Here is a 20,076-nt window from a genome sequence, read left to right on the forward strand (position 1 = left end):
ATGACGGGCATCGATCCCGGCCGCTCGTCGCTGCTCGACCTCTTTCAGGAAGAGGCGCGCGCCCAGGCGCAGATTCTCTCCGATGGCCTCATCGCGCTCGAACGCGCGCCGCGCGATCCGGTCACGCTCGAAGCGAGCATGCGCGCGGCGCACTCGCTGAAGGGCGCGGCGCGCGTGGTCGGCGTGCCGGTCGGCGTGACCCTCGCGCATGCGATGGAGGATTGTTTCGTCGCGGCGCAGGACGGGCGCATCGTGCTCGATGCGGGGCATATCGACATGCTGTTGCGCGGCGTCGATCTGATCGTGCGGATCGGCGAGGCGCGCGACATCGACGCGCAAACGGCGCTCGAACGCGACGTGGAGTCCTATGTCGAGGCGCTCAATGCGCGGCTCGATGGTCAGGAAGCGCAGGAACTCACGCTTACGCAAGCGCTAGCCCAACCGCAACCGCAACCCCAGCCGCTCATCGAACACGAAGCAGCGCCTTCGCGCACGAACGACGCCCGCATGCTGCGCATGCGCGCCGACACGCTCGACCGTCTGCTGAGTCACTCGGGCGAATCGCTCGTCGAATCGCGCTGGCTGAAACCGTTCTCGCAGTCGATGCTGCGCGTGAAGCGCATTCAGCACGATGCGAGCCGCGCGCTCGAACGCCTGCACGAAACGCTGACCGACACCCGCGCCGCGCAACTCGATGCACGCGCGCACGCCGCGCTCGACGAAGTGCGCCGTCTGACAGCGGAGGCGCATCGTCAATTGAGCGAGCGTCTCGCGGAGCTGGAGAATTACGATCGCCGCTCGACGCATCTCGCGCAGCAGATCTACGACGAAGCGCTCGCGTGCCGCATGCGTCCTTTCGTCGATGCGACCGGCGGCTTCGCGCGCATGGTGCGCGATGTCGCACGCGGGCTCGGCCGCGACGTGCGGCTCGTCATCGCGGGCGAGACGACGCAGGTGGACCGCGACATTCTCGATCTGCTCGATGCGCCGCTCGGCCATCTGTTGCGCAACGCGGTCGATCACGGCATCGAGGAGCCGTCGTTGCGGCGCGCGCTCGGCAAGCCCGAAACCGGCACGATCACGCTCGAAGCGCGTCACAGCGCGGGGTCGCTGTTCATCAGCGTGTCCGACGACGGCGCGGGCGTCGATCTCGATGCGTTGCGCCGCGCGGTCGTGCGCAAGCAACTCGCGAACGAAGACACCGCCGCGCGTCTCACCGAAGCCGAACTGCTCGAATTCCTCTTCCTGCCGGGCTTCACGATGCGCGATGCCGTCACCGACGTATCGGGCCGCGGCGTCGGCCTCGATGCGGTGCAGGACGTCGTGCGGCAAGTGCGCGGCAGCGTGCGCGTGACGCAGGAAGCGCACGCCGGCACGCGCTTCACCCTGCAACTGCCGCTCACGCTTTCGGTGATCCGCAGCCTGATCGTCGACGTGGCAGGCGAGCCTTACGGCCTGCCGCTCGCGCATGTCGTGCGCACGCTCGTCTTGCCCGCGAGCGCTATCGATACGCTAGAAGGCCAGCAGCATTTCTCCTTCGACGGCAAGCGCGTCGGCCTCGTCACCGCGCATCAGATTTTGCAGACGGCCGCGTTCGAAGCGGCGAGCGACGCGCTCAATGTCGTCGTGATCGGACAGGGCGCGGCGAGTTACGGCGTCGTGGTCGATCGCTTTCTCGGCGAGCGCATGCTCGTCGTGCAGCCGCTCGACAAGCGTCTCGGCAAGGTGCGCAACATCGCCGCCGGCGCGCTGATGGAAAACGGCGATCCGCTGCTCATCGCCGATCTGGACGACTGGCTGCGTTCCGTCGAAACGCTCGTCGGCAACGGCGAGCTCGGGCGCGTGGGCGCGGGCGCGGCGCGCGCGAGCGTGGCGAGCGCAAAGCGCGTGCTCGTCGTCGACGATTCGCTGACGGTGCGCGAGCTCGAACGCAAGCTGCTCGCGTCGCGCGGGTATGACGTATCCGTCGCGGTGGATGGCATGGACGGCTGGAACGCCGTGCGCGGCGCGGATTTCGATCTCGTCATCACCGATATCGACATGCCGCGTCTCGACGGCATCGAGCTCGTCACGCTCATCAAGCGCGATGCGCACCTGAGCGCCATGCCCGTGATGATCGTGTCGTACAAGGATCGCGCGGAAGACCGCCAGCGCGGCCTCGATGCGGGCGCGGACTATTATCTCGCCAAGGGCAGCTTCCACGATCAGGCGCTCATCGACGCCGTGCGCGATCTGATCGGCGAGGCCAGGTCATGAAGATCGGCATCGTCAACGACGTCCCGCTCGCCGTGGAAGCGCTCCGGCGCGCGCTCGCTTCGCGGCCCGACTTCGAGATCGCCTGGATCGCGCAAGACGGCCAGCAGGCCATCGACTATTGCGCGGCGCACACGCCCGATGTCGTGCTGATGGATCTCGTAATGCCGAAAGTCGATGGCGTGCAGGCCTCGCGAACCATCATGGCGCGTTCGCCGTGCGCGATTCTCGTCGTCACCGTCGATGTCGGCGCGAACGCGTGGCGCGTCTATGAAGCGATGGGCGCGGGCGCGCTCGACGCCGTCGATACGCCCGCGCTCGCGGGCAGCGATGCGCGTCGCGGCGCGGCGGCGCTGATCGGCAAGATCGATCAGATCGGCGCGCGGCTCGCTTCGTCCACTGTCGTGATCGCGTCGAAGAGCAGCGAGCGGCTCGTTGCGATCGGCGCATCGGCGGGCGGGCCTTCCGCGCTCGCGACGCTGCTCGGCGCATTGCCGAAGCATTTCGCGGCGGCCATCGTCATCGTGCAGCACGTGGATCGCGCCTTCGCCGAAGGCATGGCGCAATGGCTCGATGCGCAATCGGCGCTGCCGGTGCGCATCGCGCGCGAAGGCGACAGGCCGGCGCCGGGCGTCGTGCTGCTCGCCGCGACCAACGATCATCTGCATTTCGCCTCGGCCGGCCGCCTCGGCTATACCGCGCATCCCGAGCAATTGCCTTACCGGCCTTCCGTCGACGTGTTCTTTCAGAGCGTGACCGAGCGCTGGACGGGACGCGCGCTCGGCGTGCTGTTGACCGGCATGGGCCGCGACGGCGCGATCGGGCTGAAGTCGATGCGCGCGAAGGGGTATCACACGATTGCGCAGGACGAGGCGACGAGCGCGGTCTACGGCATGCCCAAGGCCGCGGCCGCGCTCGATGCGGCGGTTTCGATCCTGCCGCTGCCGCGCATCGCCGGCGCGATCGCCACGGCATTCGACTGACATCATCGCAACATCATTCCACCAAGGACACGCTCATGGAATTTCCTCATCCCGACCCGCTCGCCGAGCGCGCGAAACGGGCCGCGGCTGCGGCGGCGGCGAGCATCGAACGCGCGGGCACGCGCGCGATGGCCGACGAGCGCGCCGTGTCCGACCTGCTCGCCGCCGCGCTGAATGCGCCGCCGGCCGCCGAGCTGCCGGTGATGGTGCTGCTCGTGGACGATCAGGCGATCATCGCCGAGGCGTTGCGCCGCGCGCTCGCGGAAGAGGCGAACGTCGATCTGCATTACTGCGCGAATCCGGAAGAGGCGCTGCGCACCGCGCAGGAAACGCGCCCCACGGTGATCCTGCAGGATCTCGTGATGCCCGGCGTCGATGGCCTCACGCTCGTGCGCAAGTATCGCGAGCATCCGGCGACACGCGATATCCCGATCATCGTGCTCTCGACGAAGGAAGAGCCGCGCATCAAGAGCGCGGCGTTCGCGGCGGGTGCGAACGATTACCTCGTGAAGCTGCCCGATACGATCGAGCTCGTCGCGCGCGTGCGCTATCACTCGCGCTCGTATCAGAACCTGCTGCAGCGCGACGAAGCGTATCGCGCGTTGCGTCAGTCGCAGCAGAAACTGCTCGAAACCAATCTGGAATTGCAGCGCCTGACGCATTCGGACGGGCTGACGGGTTTGTCGAACCGCCGCCGTCTGGACGACTATCTGAACGCGGAATGGCGCCGCGCCGCGCGTGAGCATGCGGCCATCGGCTTTCTGATGATCGATGTCGATAACTTCAAGTCGTACAACGATACCTACGGCCACGTCGCGGGCGACGACGTGCTGAAGCTCATCGCGCATACGATCGAAACGAGCCTCGCGAGTCCCACCGATCTCGCGGCGCGCTTCGGCGGCGAGGAATTCGCGGTGGTGCTGCCATCGACGTCGGCGCCGGGGCTGCGGCTGCTCGGAGAGAAGATTCGCATCGCGGTCGAGTCGCTCAACGTGCCGCATACGGGATCGGCAAGCGGGCGCGTGACGATCAGCATCGGCGGCGCGACGCAAACGGCGCTGCATGACGATGGGTCGAAGCAACTCGTGGAAGCGGCGGATCTCGCGCTCTACCGCGCCAAGCGGGACGGCAAGAATCGGGTGATCATTACCTGAAGGTATCTAAGCGTACCTGAGCGTTCTTGAGCGCATGCAAAAACGCGCGGACTTCGACGAAGCCCGCGCGTTTTTCTTACAGCGCCCGACGCATGCGTGGCGTCATCGCCTGAACACTCCGAGCAGCAGCGTCGCCAGAAAGATCACGATGAAGATGAAGAACAGGATCTTGGCGATTTCCGCCGCGCCCGTTGCGATGCCGCCGAAGCCGAAGAAGGCCGCGATGATCGCGATGATGAAGAAGATGACAGCGTAACGAAGCATGAAGCCCTCCCGTGGGGAACGGTTGATCGATTGATTCGCACGCGGACTGATGCGGCCGCCGCTTCGCTCATCAGGTGCTCGCCGCGACCATTGTGCGCTTCTGGCCGGTGCGCCGCGCGGCATTCGCTTAAAGCAACGGTTGTGCCCAAAGCATCGCCCAGGCGCCACGATGCAAAAACGCCGCAAGCCCGGAGGCATTGCGGCGTTGCGGATCGCGCCTCCAATGGCGCGATGGGCCCGGCTGTCGAGGCTAGCGGCCTAGTGTGCGATCGGAGTCGGTTTCATCGTCGTCTTCGTCGTCGACGTTGTTGAGCGCATCCGGCAGGTTGTTCTCCAGTTCATCGCGTTCGATCTGATCGGCTAGGTCGAGGGATTTGCGCGTGGCGGGACCGGATGGGCGATTGGCTCCAGACATGGCGTACTCCTTGAACAGATTTCAAAGCCGCGCCGACAATTCGGCGCGAACCAACGGACTAGCAAGGCATATACGCGCCGGGCTGAAACGCCGCCTTAAAGGATCGCTTAAGGATCGCTCAAGGACCTTCGGGGCGGCCAGGCGGACGGACATCGCTGATAAAAGAAGAAACGCAGTCCCAATCTTGCAAGCGGGACGGCAGATTTTGCGTGCCGGCGCGAAAGATCAGTATGCACCGGTCGGGCGTCGAGGCAAAGAGGGGGCGCGCTTTTCCATCCGGCGCGCGCGGTCATTGCCGCGGCGCGCGTCAGGCAAAGAGTCACGCAAAGAGTCAGGCAAAGAAATGGGCGACGATCGGATACAGCGACAACACGAGCAACGCGGCCATCGTGATATTGAAGATGCGCAGGTAGCGCGGATTCGCGAGAAAGCGCCGCAGCGACATGCCGAACGCCGCCCACATCGTGATGCACGGCAGCCCGATCACGACCAGCACGAGCGCCATCAGCGCTGCATTCAGCGAAAGGCTCGCATGCAGATGGATGGTCGTGGCAGCGGTCAGCACCATCATCCACGCTTTGGGATTGATCCACTGGAACGCGATCGCTTCGTGAAAGCGCATCGGGCGGCTCTGGCCGTCGCGCATCTGCACGGACGACGACGTGCCGATTTTCCACGCCAGATACAGCAGATACGCGACGCTCGCGGCCTCCAGCGCGGTGTACAGCCACGGCAGACGCTCGAAAGCCTGCGAAAGCCCGAGGCCGACCGCGATCATCAGAATCGCCATGCCCGCGCTGATGCCGAGCACGTGCGGCACGGTGCGCTTCAGGCCGAAGTTCACGCCCGAGGCGAGCAGCATCGTGTTGTTGGGACCGGGCGTGATCGTCGTTACCAACGCGAAGAGCGCGGCGGCGGGCAGGGCGTTGAGCAGGTCGATGGGCATGGCGCGCTCCGATGAATGAAGACTCGATGAGCGCCAAGTGTACGGGAGCTGTCCGGTACAGTACCGGTACAGATTGAGGAAAGGTTTCCGGTACGGTGTCGGGGAGGCGGCCTCCCCGACGCGTTTCGATTCAACGCTTCAGACCGGAAACGGATTGCGTTCCGCGAATCCCTGCTGATGCCAGTACGGATACGCCGGCCGCACCGCGCTCGCCTCGTCGAGCTTTTTCACTTGCTCGGGCGTCAGATTCCAGCCGACCGCGCCGAGGTTCTGCCGCAACTGCGCTTCATTGCGCGCGCCGATCAGCACCGTCGCCACCGTCGGACGCTGCAGCAGCCAGTTGAGCGCGATCTGCGGCACCGTCTTGCCGGTTTCCTCCGCGATGGCGTCGAGCGCATCGACGACGCGGTACAGATAGTCCTCCGGCGCCGGCGGCCCCATGTCGGCCGTTTTATGCAGGCGGCTCGTCTCGGGCAGCGGCGCGCCGCGACGAATCTTGCCCGTAAGACGCCCCCATCCGAGCGGACTCCACACGACCGCGCCGACACCCTGATCGAGGCCGAGCGGCATCAGTTCCCATTCGTAATCGCGGCCGATGAGCGAGTAGTACGTCTGATTCGCGACATGGCGCGGATAACCGTAGCGGTCCGCCACGTCGAGCGATTTCTGCAACTGCCAGCCGGAAAAATTCGATACGCCCGTGTAGCGGATCTTGCCCGCGCGCACGAGATCGTCGAGCGTGGAAAGCGTCTCTTCGACAGGCGTTTTCGCGTCGAAACCGTGCAACTGGAATACATCGATGTAATCCGTCTGCAAACGTTCGAGCGCCTGGTTCACGGTGCGAACGAGATGAAAGCGCGACGAGCCGACCGCGTTGGGGTCGTCCGGATCGAAGCGAAAGGTGGCCTTGGTCGAAACGATGACCTTGTCGCGCCGGCCCTTGAGCGCCTCGCCGAGTTTCGATTCCGATGTGCCGTGCGAATAGACGTCGGCGGTGTCGAACATGGTGACGCCCGCTTCGAGACAGATGTCGACGAGCTTGCGCGCCTCGCTCACGTCGGTCTCGCCCCAGGCCTGGAAGAAGTCGCCCTTGCCGCCGAAAGTGCCGGTGCCGAAGCTCAGGACGGGAACCTTGAAGCCCGAAGCACCGAGATGTCGATATTCCATTGCTTGTCCTCGTGGATGAAGTCGGTCCATCGACGAGACTACCGCAAGCGCTCCTTGCATGCAGCGCCGCGCGTCAGCGGTGTTTCGCCGCGCGCTCGCCGAGCGTGTCGTAGATCGGCGGCACGCGCAGCAGCATCGGCACGATCATCGCGGTGAAGCAGGCGGTGAGCATCGGCAGCAGCAACGAGAAGCTCGCGGTCATCTCCGTGACGAGCACGATGCCCGTGACCGGCGCGCGCACCACGGCGACGAAGAACGCCGCCATGCCGACCACCGCGAAGGTGCTCGTGTCGCCGGTGGCGGGCGCCATGCCGGGGAACCACTCGAGACACACGCGGCCGAACACGAGGCCCGTTTGCGCGCCGAGCGCGAGCATCGGCGCGAAGATGCCGCCGGGCGTGCCCGCCGCGTACGAAAGCGGACCGACGACGAAGCGCAGCGCGAACATCGCCGTCACGCCGAGAAGCGTGCCGCGGCCGAGCAGCGCCTGCTCGGTGAGCGCGTCGCCGCCGCCCGCGAGGTGGGGCGCGAACCACGCGAGCAGGCCAATCGCCGCGCCGATCGCCGCCGCGCGAACGGTCGCATGCGTGACGGACCGGGGCGACGCGAGGGCGTCGGCGGCATCGAGCGTCCAGACGATCAGGCGGCTATAGAGCGCGCCGAGCAGGCCGAGCAGGGCGCCCAGCACGAGATGCGCGCCGGTCATCGCGAAGCCGGGAAACGGCTGCGCAGGCACATGGAAGTCGGGCAGATCGCCGTGCAGCAGCCGCGCCATCGCGATCGCGCTCGCCGATGCGCCGAGCGCCGCCACGGCGGTGCGCGTATCGAAACGGCGCATCAGCTCTTCGAGCACGAACACCGCGCCCGAGATCGGCGCGTTGAAGGCGGTCGCGAGCCCCGCGCCCGCGCCCGCCGCGAGCAGCACGCGGCAATCCACGGCGTTGCGTCTGAAGAACGCGCCGAGCGCATGCGCGATCGATGCGCCCATCTGTACCGTCGGACCTTCGCGGCCGAGCGCGAGCCCCGCGCCGATGGCCAGCACGCCGCCGACGAACTTGATCGGGATCAGGATGAGTGGCGCGGGCGGCAGCCTGCCATGCAAGACCGCTTCGGCATGCGGGATGCCGCTGCCGCTCGCCATCGGCGCGAAGCGCGCGACGAGCCATGCGGCGAGCGCCGCGGCCGAAGCAGCCGCGAGCACGACGAGGATGACGGCGGCGTCGTGCCCGGCATGCGCCCACGCGACGAATGCATTGCGCCACGTATCCGCGCGTTCGAGGGCGAAGCGGAACAGCACGCCGAGCGCGCCCGTCACGGCGCCCACGACGACCGATGCCGCCGCCAGCGGCACGAGCCCTGCGCGCTCGTCGTTCTCGATGTTCACTTCGGTGACTTCGTTATCGTTCATCGCGCATGTCGCTCCGGGATCGGCATGTGCATGAGAGCGTAGCATCACGCGTTCCGGCGGGCATGTTGCTTGCAAAACGAAAGTCATTTGGCTGACGAGTGCTGGAAGGCACATGAGCAACGCACACGACGACGAGCCGTTTTTTCAGTCGGGACGCAATTGCGCGAGCGTGCGCCATGCGGACCGCTTCAGTCTTCTCATCGATGGCGCGGATTATTTCCGCGTGCTGCGCGAGGCGATCACCCGCGCGGAACGCACCGTGTTCATCCTCGGATGGGATATCGACAGCCGCATGAAGCTCACGCCCGAAGGCGCGGACGACACCTATCCGGACGCGCTCGGCGACTTCCTGCACGCAGTGACCGCCGACAAGCGCCGCCTGCGCATCTATATTCTCGCGTGGGATTTCGCCATGCTTTACGCCTTCGAGCGCGAATGGCTGCCGGTCTACAAGATGGGCTGGCGCACGAACCGGCGCATCGCGTTCCAGATGGACGGCAAGCATCCGCTGGGCGGCTCGCAGCATCAGAAGCTCGTCGTGATCGACGATCGCCTTGCGTTCGTCGGCGGGCTCGATCTCACGCGCTCGCGCTGGGACACGACCGCGCATGCACCCGACGAGCCGCTGCGCCGCGATGCCAACGGCGCGCCGTACCAGCCGTTCCACGACGTCCACACGATGTTCGACGGCGACGCCGCGCGTGAGATCGGCGCGCTCGCGCGTGAACGCTGGGCGCGCGCATGCGGCAAGCGGCTCGCGATCCGCGCGCATCGCGCGAAGATTCAGCAGGACCCGTGGCCGCCCTCGCGGCGCGTCGATCTCGAAGATGCGCAGATCGCCATCTCGCTCACCGAGCCTGCCTATCTCGGACGCGAATCCGTGCAGCAGATTCGCACGCAGTATCTCGACGCCATCGCGCGGGCGCGGCGCAGCATCTACATCGAGAATCAGTACTTCACGTCGGGCACCGTCGGGGCCGCGCTCGCCGATTCGCTCGCGCGCGAGGACGGCCCCGATCTCGCCATCGTCGTGCCGCGCAATCAGAGCGGCTGGCTGCAGGAAGTGACGATGGGCGTGCTGCGCGCGCGCCTGCACGATCTGCTGAAGCACGCGGACACGCACGGACGTTATCGGCTGATGTGCCCGATCGTGCCGAAGCTCGGCGACGAGATCGTCAACGTGCACAGCAAACTGATGATCGTCGACGACGAATTGCTGATCGTCGGCTCGGCCAACCTGAACAATCGTTCGATGGTGCTCGACAGCGAGTGCAACGTGTCGATCGATGCGGGCGCCGACGCGCGCATCCGCCGCGCCATCGCGACGATGCGCGATACCTTGCTCGCGGAGCATCTCGGCTGCGAGATCGACGACGTGGTGCGCGAGCGTCACGCGCGCGGCGGCATGAACGCGGCGATTCAGGCGCTGCTGCGCGATCGCGAAACGCATCGCACGCTGGTGCCGCTCGACCCGCAAGTGTCGCGCGAGCTCGATCAGCTGATTCCGCCCGAAGCGCTCATCGATCCCGAAACGCCGATCGCCGCCGATGAACTCGTCGATCAGTTCGTGCCCGCGGAAAAGACGCGCCCGCTCATCGGACGCTTCGCGCTGCTCGGCATGCTCGCGTTGATGGTGGTGGTCGTCGCGGGTCTGTGGCACTGGACGCCGCTCGCCGATTACGTCAACCTGAAGTCGCTCACCGGCGCGACGCGCCGCATCGATGCGCTGCCGCTCGCGCCGCTCTGGATCGTGCTCGCCTATGTGACCGCGGCCGTGATCGCCGTGCCGATCACGCTGCTCATCGCGACGACGGGCGTCGTCTTCGGCGCGTCGTGGGGCGGGGTCTATGCGCTCGCCGGCACGACGATCGCGGCCGCCGTGTCGTATTCGCTCGGCAACTGGCTTGGCCGCGACGCCGTGCGCAAGCTCGCGGGCGCGCGCGTCAACCGGCTATCCGAGCGCGTGGCGAAGCGTGGGATCGTCGCGGTCGTGGTGTTGCGGCTGCTGCCGGTCGCGCCGTTTGCGATCGTCAATATGGTCGCGGGCGCGTCGCATATTCGCATGCGCGATTTCATGATCGGAACGATGCTCGGCATGGGCCCCGGCATCATCCTGACGGTCGCGTTCGCGCATCAGCTGATCGCTTCGCTGCATCGCCCGACGGTCGGCTCGTTCGCGGTGCTGATCGGCATTGGCGCGGTGCTGATCGGCGTATCGCTGCTGCTGCAGCGCTTTCTGGGCCGCGCGGAGCATCATGACGCGCACGAAGGCGCACCGAGCGATGCCGACAAGCCGCGCGCGAGCGACGAAGCAAAACGCGCGAGCGAATTGCGCGAGAACGGCACGATGCCGCGCGAATCGAAAAACGCGCGCCCTGACGAGGTCAACTCATGACGTCGATGCACGAAGCGGTCATCGAACAGGACATCATCCATTCAGCGCACGCGAAGGAACTGCGCATCGCGACTTACAACCTGCATGGCGCGGTGGGCGTGGATGGCAAGTTCGCGCCGCAACGCATCGGCGAAGTGCTTGCAGAGATCGACGCCGACATCTTCGCGCTGCAGGAGGTGCCGCTCGGCGGCAGCGGTTCGCCCGACGTGCTCGACACGCTGCAACGCATGACGAACCTGCACGCGGTGCCGGGCCCGACGCTCGATACGCCCGAGCGGCGTTACGGCAACGCGGTGCTCACGCGCTATCCGGTGCGGGCGGTGCGCACGCTCGACCTGTCGTTCAGAAGTCGCGAGCCGCGCGGCGCGCTCGATGCCGACATCGATTGCGGCGGTGAAGTATGGCGTGTGGTCGCGACGCATCTCGGCCTCGCATCGAGCGAGAGGCGCGCGCAAGTGGAGCAGGTGCTGCAAAATTTTGATACGCCCGCGCTGCCCGTCATCCTGCTCGGCGATCTCAACGAGTGGTTCGTGTATGGCCGCACGCTGCGGCGGCTCGTCACGCACTTTCATCGCGCGAGCGCGTTGCGCACCTTTCCGACGCGCTATCCGCTCTTCGCGCTCGATCGCATCTGGGTGCATCCGGGCGAACGTCTCATGCGTGTCGATGTGCATCGCACGCGGCTTTCGCGCATCGCATCCGATCACTATCCGTTGATCGCTCACATCGCGCGTCGCAGGTTTACGTCTTCCGTGCAGGGCTAAAACGCATCGCGTCTTCGCGGCTTTAGCATCGAAGAACATCGCGTGTCAGCGCGACGCCACGAAAAACCCCTGTAAAAACGATATAAAAGCGTAAAAGACTCGCACGAACTCGCCTGGCCTATGTAGAATCCGGCGTGATACGAACGCATCGGTGCGGACGTATTCGTACATCACTGACCAAAAAACAGGTAGGAGAAACATGTCGACTTCCGCTAAAACCGCTGCCAAGAAAGCCCCGGCCAAGAAGGCCACGGCGAAGACCGCCGCCGCACCGGCGAAGAAAGCAGCAGCACCGAAGGTTGCCGCAAAGAAGGTAGCCGCGAAGAAGACCACGGGCGCTCCCTCGCCGGTCAAGGACACGTTCACCAAGGCATCGCTCGCGACGCATCTCTCGGAGCGCGCCGCTGTCGACCTGAAGGCGGTGAAGGCCGTGCTGGTCGCGCTGGAAGACACGATCCTCGGCTCGATCCACAAGAAGGGCGCTGGCGAATTCACGCTGTCGGGCCTGCTGAAGATCTCGTCGCAAGCCGTGCCGGCAAAGAAGAAGCGCTTCGGCAAGGACCCGTTCACGGGTGAAGAGCGCTGGTTCCCGGCCAAGCCGGCAAGCGTTCGCATCAAGGCGCGTGCGCTGAAGAAGCTGAAGGACGCAGCGGCTTAAGTCGTTCCGCCCGCGTTGAAAAAGAGGCCAGCTTCCCTTCATCGGGAAGCTGGCCTCTTTTGCTTTGCCGCGCTTGACGTTCGTTATCAGCGTCCGTTGTGCCGGGCGAAGATCTCGGTGAGCCAATCCGCGAAAACCCGCACGCGCGCCGAGAGCTGACGGTTGTGCGGATAGAGCACGGAGATCGGCATGGGCGGCGGCGGCAGGTCGGGCAGCACGCTGTGCAGGCGGCCATCGGCAAGCGCGTCGTCGACGTGATAGCGCGGCACCTGAACGATACCGAGCCCCGCGAGCGCGGCCTGCGTATAGAGTTCGACGCCCGTGACCGAAACCGTTGCGCGTAATTCGATGCTCTCGATGCGATCGCCCACCGTGAATTCGAGCGGCAGCACGCGGCCCGTCGCGCTCGACAGATAATTCACCGCACGATGCGACGCCAGCGCTTCGAGATCGTCCGGCACGCCTTCGCGCGCAAGGTAAGCCGGGCTCGCCACCGTCACCTGTTCGAGCAGCGCGACACGCCGGCCGATCATCGACGAATCTTGCAGCGTGCCCGCGCGCAGCACGCAATCCACGCCTTCACGCACGAGATCGACGAGCCTGTCGTCCTCGCCGATATGCAGCTCGATCTGCGCATGGCGTTCGATGAACGCGGGCAGCCCCGGCATGATGAAGTGCCGCGCGAGCGTGCCTTGCAGGTTCACGCGCAATAGACCTTTCGGCTCGGCATGCCTGAACGAGCCTTCCGCTTCCTCCAGATCCGCGATCAGACGCACGCATCGCCGGTAGTGCGCTTCGCCGTCGTGCGTGAGGCGCACGGAGCGCGTCGTGCGTTCGAGCAGGCGCGCGCCGAGCCGTTCCTCAAGACGCTTCATCAGATTGGTGACGGTGGCGCGCGGTATCTGCAGATCGTCGGCGGCCTGCGTGAAGCTGCGCCGCTCGGCGATGCGCACGAACACCTGCATTTCCTGGAATCGATCCATGGCAATGAGCTTTTCGATTGTTGAAGCAACTGGAACGATGATACTAAGCCAGACGCGATGATCGCGGAAACGGAATGATTCATCATGCTTCTCATCGAACAGCCCACTTTGAGGAGCACATCATGAGTCAGACTCAATCGAACTCGAAACGCGTTGCGATCGTCACGGGTGCATCGCGCGGCATCGGCGCTCAGATCGCGCGGCGTCTCGCGCAGGATGGCTTCGCTGTCGCGGTGAACTATGCGGCGAGCGCGAAGGAAGCGGATGCGCTCGTCGCCGAATTGCGTGAAGCGGGCGGCGCGGCGCTCGCCGTGAAAGCGGACGTCGCGAATGCGGACGACGTACGCCGCATGTTCGACACCGTCGAAGCCGAACTCGGCAAAGTCGATGCGCTCGTCAACAACGCGGGCGTGCTGAAGACCGTGCCGCTCGCCGACACGAGCGACGCGCTCTACGATCAGACTTTCGATATCAACGTGCGCGGCACCTTCAACACGTTGCGCGAAGCGGCGGCGCGCATGAACGGCGGCGGGCGCATTGTGAATTTTTCGAGCACGACGCTCGCGCTCAACATGCCCGGCTATGCGATCTATAACGCGACGAAGGCGGCCGTCGAATCGTTCACGCATGTGTTCGCGAAGGAGTTGCGCGGGCGCGGCATCACGGTGAACGCGGTTGCGCCGGGACCGGTTGCGACGTCGCTGTTTCTCGACGGCAAGACCGACGAGCAGATCGCCGCGTTCTCCAAGATGCCGCCGCTGGAGCGCCTCGGTCAGCCTGACGATATCGCGGCGGTCGTCGCGTTTCTCGTCGGACCCGATGCGGGCTGGGTGAACGGGCAGGTGTTGCGCGCCAACGGCGGCGTCGCGTAAGCGACGACTAGAAAGACAGCGCGAACTGATCCGGTGCAATCGCGCGGTGTCTGACCGCGCGTTTGACCGGTTGCGTGACGAGGGCGGCGCGCGCGGGCGCATCTTGTACGACGAGATGAAACGAAGGCCGCGCATCGCACGCGATCCATGTCAGTTGACCCGCTGCGAGGCGCTTCGCGATCAGGCCATAGACATCGGAATCGAAAGGGCGCAGGTCGGGCGCGTCGGCGATGAGCGCCGCGATGTCGTCGCGTGTCGCGCATGTGCCGATGTAGCACCATCGATCGATGACATGCCACGCTTCGCGGCCCGCCGTTTCGTCACGCTCGAAGATCGCGATCGGTCCTTCGTGCGGCCATCTCGCGACGCGCGAGCTTTCCAGCGCATCGAGCGCGCGCGCTGCGTGATCCGCGAGCGTTTCGATGCCCGCGCACGATCCGAGGCAGCGTTTCACCTGATAGCCGAAGCAGCCGCGGCCACGCGAGAGCGGCGCTTTTTCGAGGCCGAGCGTCGCGTGACAGAGCGTATGTTCGTCGGCGAAATGACGCATGAACGCGTGCGCCTTCGCGCGCGAGGCGAACACGCCGAACAGATGTTCCTCGCGCGAGAGATCGCGCCGGTTCGCCTTCACGAGCGCCGGCGCGCTCGCGCCCGGCAGCCATTGCCACGCGCATGCGCTCGACGCGCCTTTCAACAGGCGATTGTGCGTCGGCTTCAGCTCCTTCACGAGCTTCGCTTCGAGCAGCAGCGCGCCGAGTTCTCCGGCCGTCTCGCGCGTTTCGATGCGGCGAATGGCCTGCGAGATCGACAAGTCCTTCTGAAGCCTGTGATCGCCCGAAAAATGCGCCGCCACGCGCTGTTTCAGATGGATGCTCTTGCCGACATAGAGCGGCACGTCGTCGTCGCCGTAGAAGAGATAGACGCCGGGCGACGCGGGCAACGCATCGAGCGCGCCTTCGGGCAGCGCGGCGGGCAGGCTCGCGCGCCTCACGAGCGTCCTGATCGCGGCATCGACGAGATCCTGCGAATACAGCGCGTGAATCTTCTGCCAGAACTGCCAGAGCAGATCGGCGTCGGCGAGCGCGCGATGACGCCCTTCGGGCGCGAGATTCAGACGCGCGATCAGCGCATCGAGCCCGTGACGTTCGACTGATGGAAAGAGCGCGCGCGACAGGCGCACCGTGCACAGCGTATCCGCGCGAAACGCGATGCCCGCGCGGCGGAACGCGTTCTTCAGAAAGCCGTAGTCGAAACGCGCATTGTGCGCGACGAAGAGCTTGCCGTGCAGCCGCTCGGCCAGCGCCGGCGCGAGTGTTTCGAAGGTGGGCTGGCCGCGCAGCATCGAATCTTCGATACCGGTCAGGCGCGAGATGAACGGCGGCACCGGCACGCCCGGATCGACCAGCACGCTCCAGCGCTCGATGCCCGCCGTGCTCGCTTCCACGACGCCGATTTCGGTGATGCGATCCTCGGTCGCGTTCGAGCCGGTGGTTTCCAGATCGACGAACACGATCGGCCGCGCGAGTCCTGCGAGCAGGGCGTCGGCTAAGGAGTCGGAACACGAGTCGGAAAACGAATCGGCTTCGTCTTGGAAGGCTTCGGACATGATGAAACGCTGAATGCAAGCGGCAAGTCTAGCGCGAGCACCACGATCGCGCGCGAAAAAACAGCGCACATCCCGCACTTTCGTCCGATACTGCAATGAAACGCGCCGCAAACGAAGGACGCAATCATGCGGATCTACGACGAAATGCGTCAGGACGATACCGTGCGCAATCACTACGCGCGGTTTTCCCGCTGGCTCGCGATGCAAAGCGCCGATACCATCGCGCGCAAGCGCGCCGAGGCCGACGTTCTGTTCCGGCGCGTGGGCATCACGTTCGCGGTGAGCGGCGTGAACGGCGATTCGTCCTGCACCGAGCGGCTCATTCCCTTCGACATGATTCCGCGCATCATTCCCGGCGACGAATGGCGCGTGCTCGAAGCGGGCCTGCGCCAGCGCGTGCAGGCGCTCAATCTCTTTCTGCACGATATCTATCACAAGGGCGATATCGTGTTCGCGGGACGCATTCCCGCGCAGCAGGTCTACACGAATGCGCAGTATCGGCCGGAGATGCAGGGTGTCGATGTGCCGCTCGACGTCTACGCGCATATCGCCGGTATCGATGTCGTGCGCGCGGGCGAAGCGGGTGAGTTCTACGTGCTCGAAGACAATCTGCGCGTGCCGTCGGGCGTCTCGTACATGCTCGAAAACCGCAAGATGATGATGCGGCTCTTTCCCGAGCTCTTCGTGCAGAACCGCGTCGCGCCGGTCGCGCATTATCCGGATCTGCTGCTCGAAACGCTGCGCTCGATCGCGCCCGAAGGCGTGGACGATCCCACCGTCGTCGTGCTGACGCCGGGCATGTACAACGCCGCGTATTTCGAGCACACCTTCCTCGCGCAACAAATGGGCGTGGAGCTCGTCGAAGGCAAGGATCTCTTCGTCGACGACAACTATGTGTTCATGCGCACGACGCACGGGCCGCGCCGCGTGGATGTGATCTATCGCCGCGTCGACGACGACTTTCTCGACCCGCTCGCCTTTCGTGCGGATTCGGCGCTGGGCGTGGCGGGCTTGCTGACCTCGTATCGCGCGGGACGCGTGACGCTCGCGAACGCGATGGGCACCGGCATCGCCGACGACAAATCGATCTACCCGTTCGTGCCCGACATGATCGAGTTCTATCTCGGCGAGACGCCGATTCTGAACAACGTGCCCACGTTTCAATGCCGCAAGCCGGACGATCTCGCCTACACGCTCGCGCATCTGCCGGAACTCGTCGTGAAGGAAGTGCACGGCGCGGGCGGTTACGGCATGCTCGTCGGGCCTGCATCGACGCATGACGAAATCGAAGCCTTTCGCGCGCGGCTCGTGTCGAAACCCGAAGGCTATATCGCTCAGCCGACGCTCGCGCTGTCCGCCTGCCCGACCTTCGTCGATGCGGGCATCGCGCCGCGGCACATCGACTTGCGGCCGTTCGTGCTTTCCGGCCGCGAAGTGTCGATGTGCGCGGGCGGCCTCACGCGTGTCGCGCTGCGCGAGGGATCGCTCGTCGTCAATTCGTCGCAGGGCGGCGGCACGAAAGACACATGGATGATCGAATGACATGCTGAGCCGAACAGCCGATCACCTGTTCTGGATGGCGCGCTACATGGAGCGCGCGGAGAACACCGCCCGCATGCTCGACATCGACATGCAAGGCGCGTTGCTGCCTCAAACGCCCGAACAGGAAGCGCGCGCGCAACGCTCGGTGCTGAAGATTTCCGAACTGGAAGACATGTTCGACGCGCGTCATCCCGGTTCGCGCTCGCGCGAGGACATGCTGCATTTCATGGCCGCGGACGCGCGCAATCCGTCGAGCATGCTGTCGTGCCTGCAGGCGACGCGCGAAAACGCGCGCGCGGTGCGCGGCACGCTCACGACCGACGGCTGGGAGACCATCAACTTCACCTGGCTCGAATTCAATCAGCGGCTCGCGAACAGGGAGCTCGAAACGAGTCCGGATGCGCTCTTCGAATGGGTCAAGTACCGCGCGAATCTGTGCCGCGGCGTGATGCAGGGCACGGCGCTGCGCGACGACGCATTCTTCTTCATGCAGCTCGGCGCGTATCTGGAACGCGCGGACAATACGGCGCGCATTCTCGACGTGCGCTTCGCCGATGCCACGCCCAACTCGCGCGAGGCCGCGCGTCAGCTCGAAGACTTCTATTACTGGACGTCGATCCTGAGTTCGGTCTCGGCGCTGGAGATCTATCGCAAGGTGTATCGCGACGTGGTGACGCCCACGCGCGTCGTCGAATTGCTGATCCTCAACGAGCAGATGCCGCGCTCGCTGATCGCATCGCTCGATGGCGTCTGCGATACGCTCGCGAAGCTGCGCACGGATGCATCGAAGGACTGCGAGCGTTTCGCGGGCAAGCTGCGCGCCGACGTGCTCTATGCCGACATCCGCCAGATTCTGGAGACGGGCGTCCACGCGTGGCTCACGCAGTTTCTGAAGCGCGTGGACGAACTCGGCCTGCGCGTGATGCATACCTTCCTCATGCTGCCGATCGCGTGAATCATGCTGCTCATCATTCGCCACGACATCCGCTTCAGTTACGCCGCGCCGGTCACGTATTCGATCCAGCAGTTCCGCGTGAGCCCGGCGAGCGGTTCGTCGCAGCTCGTGCGGCACTGGCATGTGGAGGCGCCGGGCAAGCTCGACGCGACGCGCGACGCCTACGGCAACGCGCTGCATACGCTCGTGCTGACGAAGCCGCACAGCGAGATGCAGGTGAGCGTGGCGGGCGAAGTCGAAACCGAAGCGCTCGCCGATGGCCGTCTCTTCGACGAAGCCGGTCCCATTCCGCTCGAACATTTCACCTGCGCGACGCCGCTGACCGCGCCCGATGCGGCCATCCGCGAACTCGCCGACCGTGTTCCCGCGCTCGACACGGCCGCGGCGCTTATCGCGCTGATGGAGCGCATCGCGGAACGCGTGCGCTATCGCATCGAGGCGGCGGGAACGGCGGCGCAGGCGCTGGCAAACGGCTGCGGCGACGCGCGCGATTTCGCGCATCTGATGCTCGCGTGCTGCCGCGCGCGCGGCGTGCCCGCGCGCTGCGTCAGCGGCTATCTGGGCGCGCACGCGCATGCATGGGTCGATGTGTGGATCGAACACGGCTGGGTGTCGGTAGACGCTACCGAGGCCGCGTTTGCGAACGAACGCCATTGCCGGCTCGCGGTGGCGCGGGACTACGAGGCGGCGGCGCCGGTGCGCGGCGCACGTGTGGGCGGCAAGGAGGCGACGCTGGATGTGCGCATCGACATCGACGCCCGGGCCGATCAATGACACACCGTGCATGCGACACACGGACGCGCTCAGTACAATGAGGGTTTGTTTGCTTCAGGATGGACCGACATGACTTATTGCGTGGGCATGTGCGTGGACGAGGGCCTCGTGTTCCTGTCCGACACGCGCACCAACGCCGGCGTGGACCACGTGAGCGCCGCGCGCAAGATGGTTGTTTTCGAACAGCCGGGCGAGCGCGTGATCGTTCTGCTCGCGGCGGGCAATCTGGCGCTGACGCAGGCGGTGATGCATCTGCTCGCGGAGCCCTCCGATCCTCACGCGCCCACGCTCTATAGCGTCCCGACGATGGCCGAAGCCGCGCGTATCGTCGGCGATGCGGTGCGCGAGGTGCATCGGCGCGATGCCTTGTCGCTGGCGGAATTCAGCGTCGACTTCAATTGCAGCTTCATTCTCGGCGGACAGATCTGCGGCCAGCCGCCGCGCATGTTCATGATCTACGCGGCGGGCAATTTCATCGAATCGACGCGTGTGTCGCCGTATTTTCAGATTGGCGAATCGAAGTACGGCAAGCCGATCATCGACCGCGTGATCACGCCGGCCTCGCCGCTCGACGAGGCCGCCAAATGCGCGCTCATCTCGATGGATTCGACGCTGCGCTCGAATCTCTCGGTGGGCCTGCCGCTCGATCTGCTGGTCTACGAAAGGGACTCGCTGCGCGTGACGCGTTTCGCCACGCTCGACAATAACAGCGCGTACTACCAGATGATCAACAAGACCTGGGGCGAGCGGCTGCGGCAACTGTTCGGCGAGATTCCGAACCCGTCGTGGACCGATCTCGACAACGTGCCGCTGCGCCCGCGCGATACCCGCAGCACCGTGCCGCGCCTCGTCATCGGCGACTTGCCGTGCCCCGACGCGCCCGCGCAGACGCTCGCGGAAGACATGAATCCGACCGGCAACGCGCCGCAGCAATAGC

18 protein-coding genes are annotated in these 20,076 nt (G+C 65.5%); 11 read left to right on the top strand and 7 right to left on the bottom strand.

The window, feature by feature from the left end:
* From LY284_RS15830 to LY284_RS15840, 3 genes are read left to right on the top strand one after another with little or no spacing between them, the layout of a single operon-like run.
* Positions 1 to 2,256: a hybrid sensor histidine kinase/response regulator gene (locus LY284_RS15830; protein ID WP_233387225.1), complete on the top strand. Its 2,256-nt coding sequence runs from the start codon at positions 1 to 3 to the stop codon at positions 2,254 to 2,256.
* On the top strand, positions 2,253 to 3,236 hold the full coding sequence (locus LY284_RS15835) for a chemotaxis response regulator protein-glutamate methylesterase (protein ID WP_233387226.1): 984 nt from the start codon (positions 2,253 to 2,255) through the stop codon (positions 3,234 to 3,236). Before LY284_RS15830 ends, LY284_RS15835 begins: the two co-directional genes overlap by 4 nt.
* A 35-nt stretch (positions 3,237 to 3,271) precedes the next feature.
* Positions 3,272 to 4,390, top strand: a complete 1,119-nt coding sequence (locus LY284_RS15840; RefSeq protein ID WP_014250259.1) for a diguanylate cyclase — start codon at positions 3,272 to 3,274, stop codon at positions 4,388 to 4,390.
* 102 nt (positions 4,391 to 4,492) lie between these two features.
* Here the strand turns inward: LY284_RS15840 and LY284_RS15845 are convergent, their stop codons facing one another.
* From LY284_RS15845 to clcA, 5 genes are all read right to left on the bottom strand, one after another.
* Positions 4,493 to 4,654 carry a DUF1328 family protein gene (locus LY284_RS15845; RefSeq protein ID WP_035509367.1) on the bottom strand — a complete coding sequence of 54 codons (162 nt, stop codon included), beginning with the start codon at positions 4,652 to 4,654 and terminating at the stop codon, positions 4,493 to 4,495.
* A gap of 250 nt (positions 4,655 to 4,904) precedes the next feature.
* Positions 4,905 to 5,069: a hypothetical protein gene (locus tag LY284_RS15850; RefSeq protein WP_156903107.1), complete on the bottom strand. Its 165-nt coding sequence runs from the start codon at positions 5,067 to 5,069 to the stop codon at positions 4,905 to 4,907.
* 331 nt (positions 5,070 to 5,400) lie between these two features.
* On the bottom strand, positions 5,401 to 6,015 hold the full coding sequence (locus LY284_RS15855; RefSeq protein WP_014250260.1) for a LysE family translocator: 615 nt from the start codon (positions 6,013 to 6,015) through the stop codon (positions 5,401 to 5,403).
* 138 nt (positions 6,016 to 6,153) lie between these two features.
* Positions 6,154 to 7,182, bottom strand: coding sequence for an aldo/keto reductase (locus LY284_RS15860; protein WP_233387227.1), 1,029 nt, complete (start codon positions 7,180 to 7,182; stop codon positions 6,154 to 6,156).
* 73 nt (positions 7,183 to 7,255) lie between these two features.
* A complete protein-coding gene (gene clcA / locus LY284_RS15865) occupies positions 7,256 to 8,590 on the bottom strand; it encodes a H(+)/Cl(-) exchange transporter ClcA (RefSeq protein ID WP_014250262.1) in 1,335 nt (444 codons plus the stop codon).
* 112 nt (positions 8,591 to 8,702) lie between these two features.
* Between clcA and LY284_RS15870 the strand changes: the two genes are divergently transcribed.
* The 3 genes from LY284_RS15870 (at position 8,703) to LY284_RS15880 (ending at position 12,407) form a co-directional block, all read left to right on the top strand.
* Positions 8,703 to 10,985, top strand: a complete 2,283-nt coding sequence (locus LY284_RS15870) for a VTT domain-containing protein (RefSeq protein ID WP_233387228.1) — start codon at positions 8,703 to 8,705, stop codon at positions 10,983 to 10,985.
* The gene (locus LY284_RS15875; protein ID WP_045453008.1) at positions 10,982 to 11,749 is read left to right on the top strand and encodes an endonuclease/exonuclease/phosphatase family protein; all 768 of its coding nucleotides are present in this window, start codon (positions 10,982 to 10,984) and stop codon (positions 11,747 to 11,749) included. The genes LY284_RS15870 and LY284_RS15875 overlap by 4 nt, the downstream gene beginning before the upstream one ends.
* A 199-nt stretch (positions 11,750 to 11,948) precedes the next feature.
* Positions 11,949 to 12,407 carry an HU family DNA-binding protein gene (locus LY284_RS15880; RefSeq protein WP_014250265.1) on the top strand — a complete coding sequence of 153 codons (459 nt, stop codon included), beginning with the start codon at positions 11,949 to 11,951 and terminating at the stop codon, positions 12,405 to 12,407.
* Positions 12,408 to 12,493: 86 nt separating this feature from the next.
* Here the strand turns inward: LY284_RS15880 and LY284_RS15885 are convergent, their stop codons facing one another.
* A complete protein-coding gene (locus LY284_RS15885; protein WP_014250266.1) occupies positions 12,494 to 13,390 on the bottom strand; it encodes a LysR family transcriptional regulator in 897 nt (298 codons plus the stop codon).
* Positions 13,391 to 13,512: 122 nt separating this feature from the next.
* Here LY284_RS15885 and LY284_RS15890 point away from each other — a divergent pair, with 122 nt between their 5' ends.
* Entirely contained in the window at positions 13,513 to 14,262 is a 750-nt protein-coding gene (locus LY284_RS15890) for an SDR family oxidoreductase (RefSeq protein WP_233387229.1), read from the top strand.
* A gap of 7 nt (positions 14,263 to 14,269) precedes the next feature.
* Here LY284_RS15890 and LY284_RS15895 read toward each other — a convergent pair whose 3' ends face one another.
* Complete coding sequence (locus LY284_RS15895; RefSeq protein WP_233387230.1) at positions 14,270 to 15,868, bottom strand: 3'-5' exonuclease family protein; 1,599 nt, start codon at positions 15,866 to 15,868, stop codon at positions 14,270 to 14,272.
* 126 nt (positions 15,869 to 15,994) lie between these two features.
* On the opposite strand from LY284_RS15895, the gene LY284_RS15900 reads away from it, so the two are divergent.
* The 4 genes from LY284_RS15900 to LY284_RS15915 all read left to right on the top strand — a co-directional run bounded on the left by LY284_RS15900 (position 15,995) and on the right by LY284_RS15915 (position 20,075).
* Positions 15,995 to 17,410, top strand: coding sequence for a circularly permuted type 2 ATP-grasp protein (locus LY284_RS15900; RefSeq protein ID WP_233387231.1), 1,416 nt, complete (start codon positions 15,995 to 15,997; stop codon positions 17,408 to 17,410).
* A gap of 1 nt (position 17,411) precedes the next feature.
* Positions 17,412 to 18,365 carry an alpha-E domain-containing protein gene (locus tag LY284_RS15905; protein WP_014250270.1) on the top strand — a complete coding sequence of 318 codons (954 nt, stop codon included), beginning with the start codon at positions 17,412 to 17,414 and terminating at the stop codon, positions 18,363 to 18,365.
* Positions 18,366 to 18,368: 3 nt separating this feature from the next.
* The gene (locus LY284_RS15910) at positions 18,369 to 19,139 is read left to right on the top strand and encodes a transglutaminase family protein (RefSeq protein WP_233387232.1); all 771 of its coding nucleotides are present in this window, start codon (positions 18,369 to 18,371) and stop codon (positions 19,137 to 19,139) included.
* 69 nt (positions 19,140 to 19,208) lie between these two features.
* Positions 19,209 to 20,075: a proteasome-type protease gene (locus LY284_RS15915; protein ID WP_233387233.1), complete on the top strand. Its 867-nt coding sequence runs from the start codon at positions 19,209 to 19,211 to the stop codon at positions 20,073 to 20,075.
* Position 20,076 lies beyond the last annotated feature (1 nt).

The sequence above is a fragment of the Caballeronia sp. PC1 genome (assembly GCF_021353155.1).
Lineage (GTDB): Bacteria > Pseudomonadota > Gammaproteobacteria > Burkholderiales > Burkholderiaceae > Caballeronia > Caballeronia cordobensis.

Bases quoted from the DNA above. Each gene is read 5' to 3' on its own strand.
- clcA (WP_014250262.1), bottom strand. From the start codon at position 8,590: ATGAACGATAACGAAGTCACCGAAGTGAACATCGAGAACGACGAGCGC.
- LY284_RS15875 (WP_045453008.1), top strand. From the start codon at position 10,982: ATGACGTCGATGCACGAAGCGGTCATCGAACAGGACATCATCCATTCA.
- LY284_RS15880 (WP_014250265.1), top strand. From the start codon at position 11,949: ATGTCGACTTCCGCTAAAACCGCTGCCAAGAAAGCCCCGGCCAAGAAG.
- LY284_RS15900 (WP_233387231.1), top strand. From the start codon at position 15,995: ATGCGGATCTACGACGAAATGCGTCAGGACGATACCGTGCGCAATCAC.
- LY284_RS15895 (WP_233387230.1), bottom strand. From the start codon at position 15,868: ATGTCCGAAGCCTTCCAAGACGAAGCCGATTCGTTTTCCGACTCGTGT.
- LY284_RS15855 (WP_014250260.1), bottom strand. From the start codon at position 6,015: ATGCCCATCGACCTGCTCAACGCCCTGCCCGCCGCCGCGCTCTTCGCG.
- LY284_RS15915 (WP_233387233.1), top strand. From the start codon at position 19,209: ATGACTTATTGCGTGGGCATGTGCGTGGACGAGGGCCTCGTGTTCCTG.
- LY284_RS15850 (WP_156903107.1), bottom strand. From the start codon at position 5,069: ATGTCTGGAGCCAATCGCCCATCCGGTCCCGCCACGCGCAAATCCCTC.
- LY284_RS15885 (WP_014250266.1), bottom strand. From the start codon at position 13,390: ATGGATCGATTCCAGGAAATGCAGGTGTTCGTGCGCATCGCCGAGCGG.
- LY284_RS15905 (WP_014250270.1), top strand. From the start codon at position 17,412: ATGCTGAGCCGAACAGCCGATCACCTGTTCTGGATGGCGCGCTACATG.
- LY284_RS15910 (WP_233387232.1), top strand. From the start codon at position 18,369: ATGCTGCTCATCATTCGCCACGACATCCGCTTCAGTTACGCCGCGCCG.
- LY284_RS15835 (WP_233387226.1), top strand. From the start codon at position 2,253: ATGAAGATCGGCATCGTCAACGACGTCCCGCTCGCCGTGGAAGCGCTC.
- LY284_RS15870 (WP_233387228.1), top strand. From the start codon at position 8,703: ATGAGCAACGCACACGACGACGAGCCGTTTTTTCAGTCGGGACGCAAT.
- LY284_RS15840 (WP_014250259.1), top strand. From the start codon at position 3,272: ATGGAATTTCCTCATCCCGACCCGCTCGCCGAGCGCGCGAAACGGGCC.
- LY284_RS15830 (WP_233387225.1), top strand. From the start codon at position 1: ATGACGGGCATCGATCCCGGCCGCTCGTCGCTGCTCGACCTCTTTCAG.
- LY284_RS15890 (WP_233387229.1), top strand. From the start codon at position 13,513: ATGAGTCAGACTCAATCGAACTCGAAACGCGTTGCGATCGTCACGGGT.
- LY284_RS15860 (WP_233387227.1), bottom strand. From the start codon at position 7,182: ATGGAATATCGACATCTCGGTGCTTCGGGCTTCAAGGTTCCCGTCCTG.
- LY284_RS15845 (WP_035509367.1), bottom strand. From the start codon at position 4,654: ATGCTTCGTTACGCTGTCATCTTCTTCATCATCGCGATCATCGCGGCC.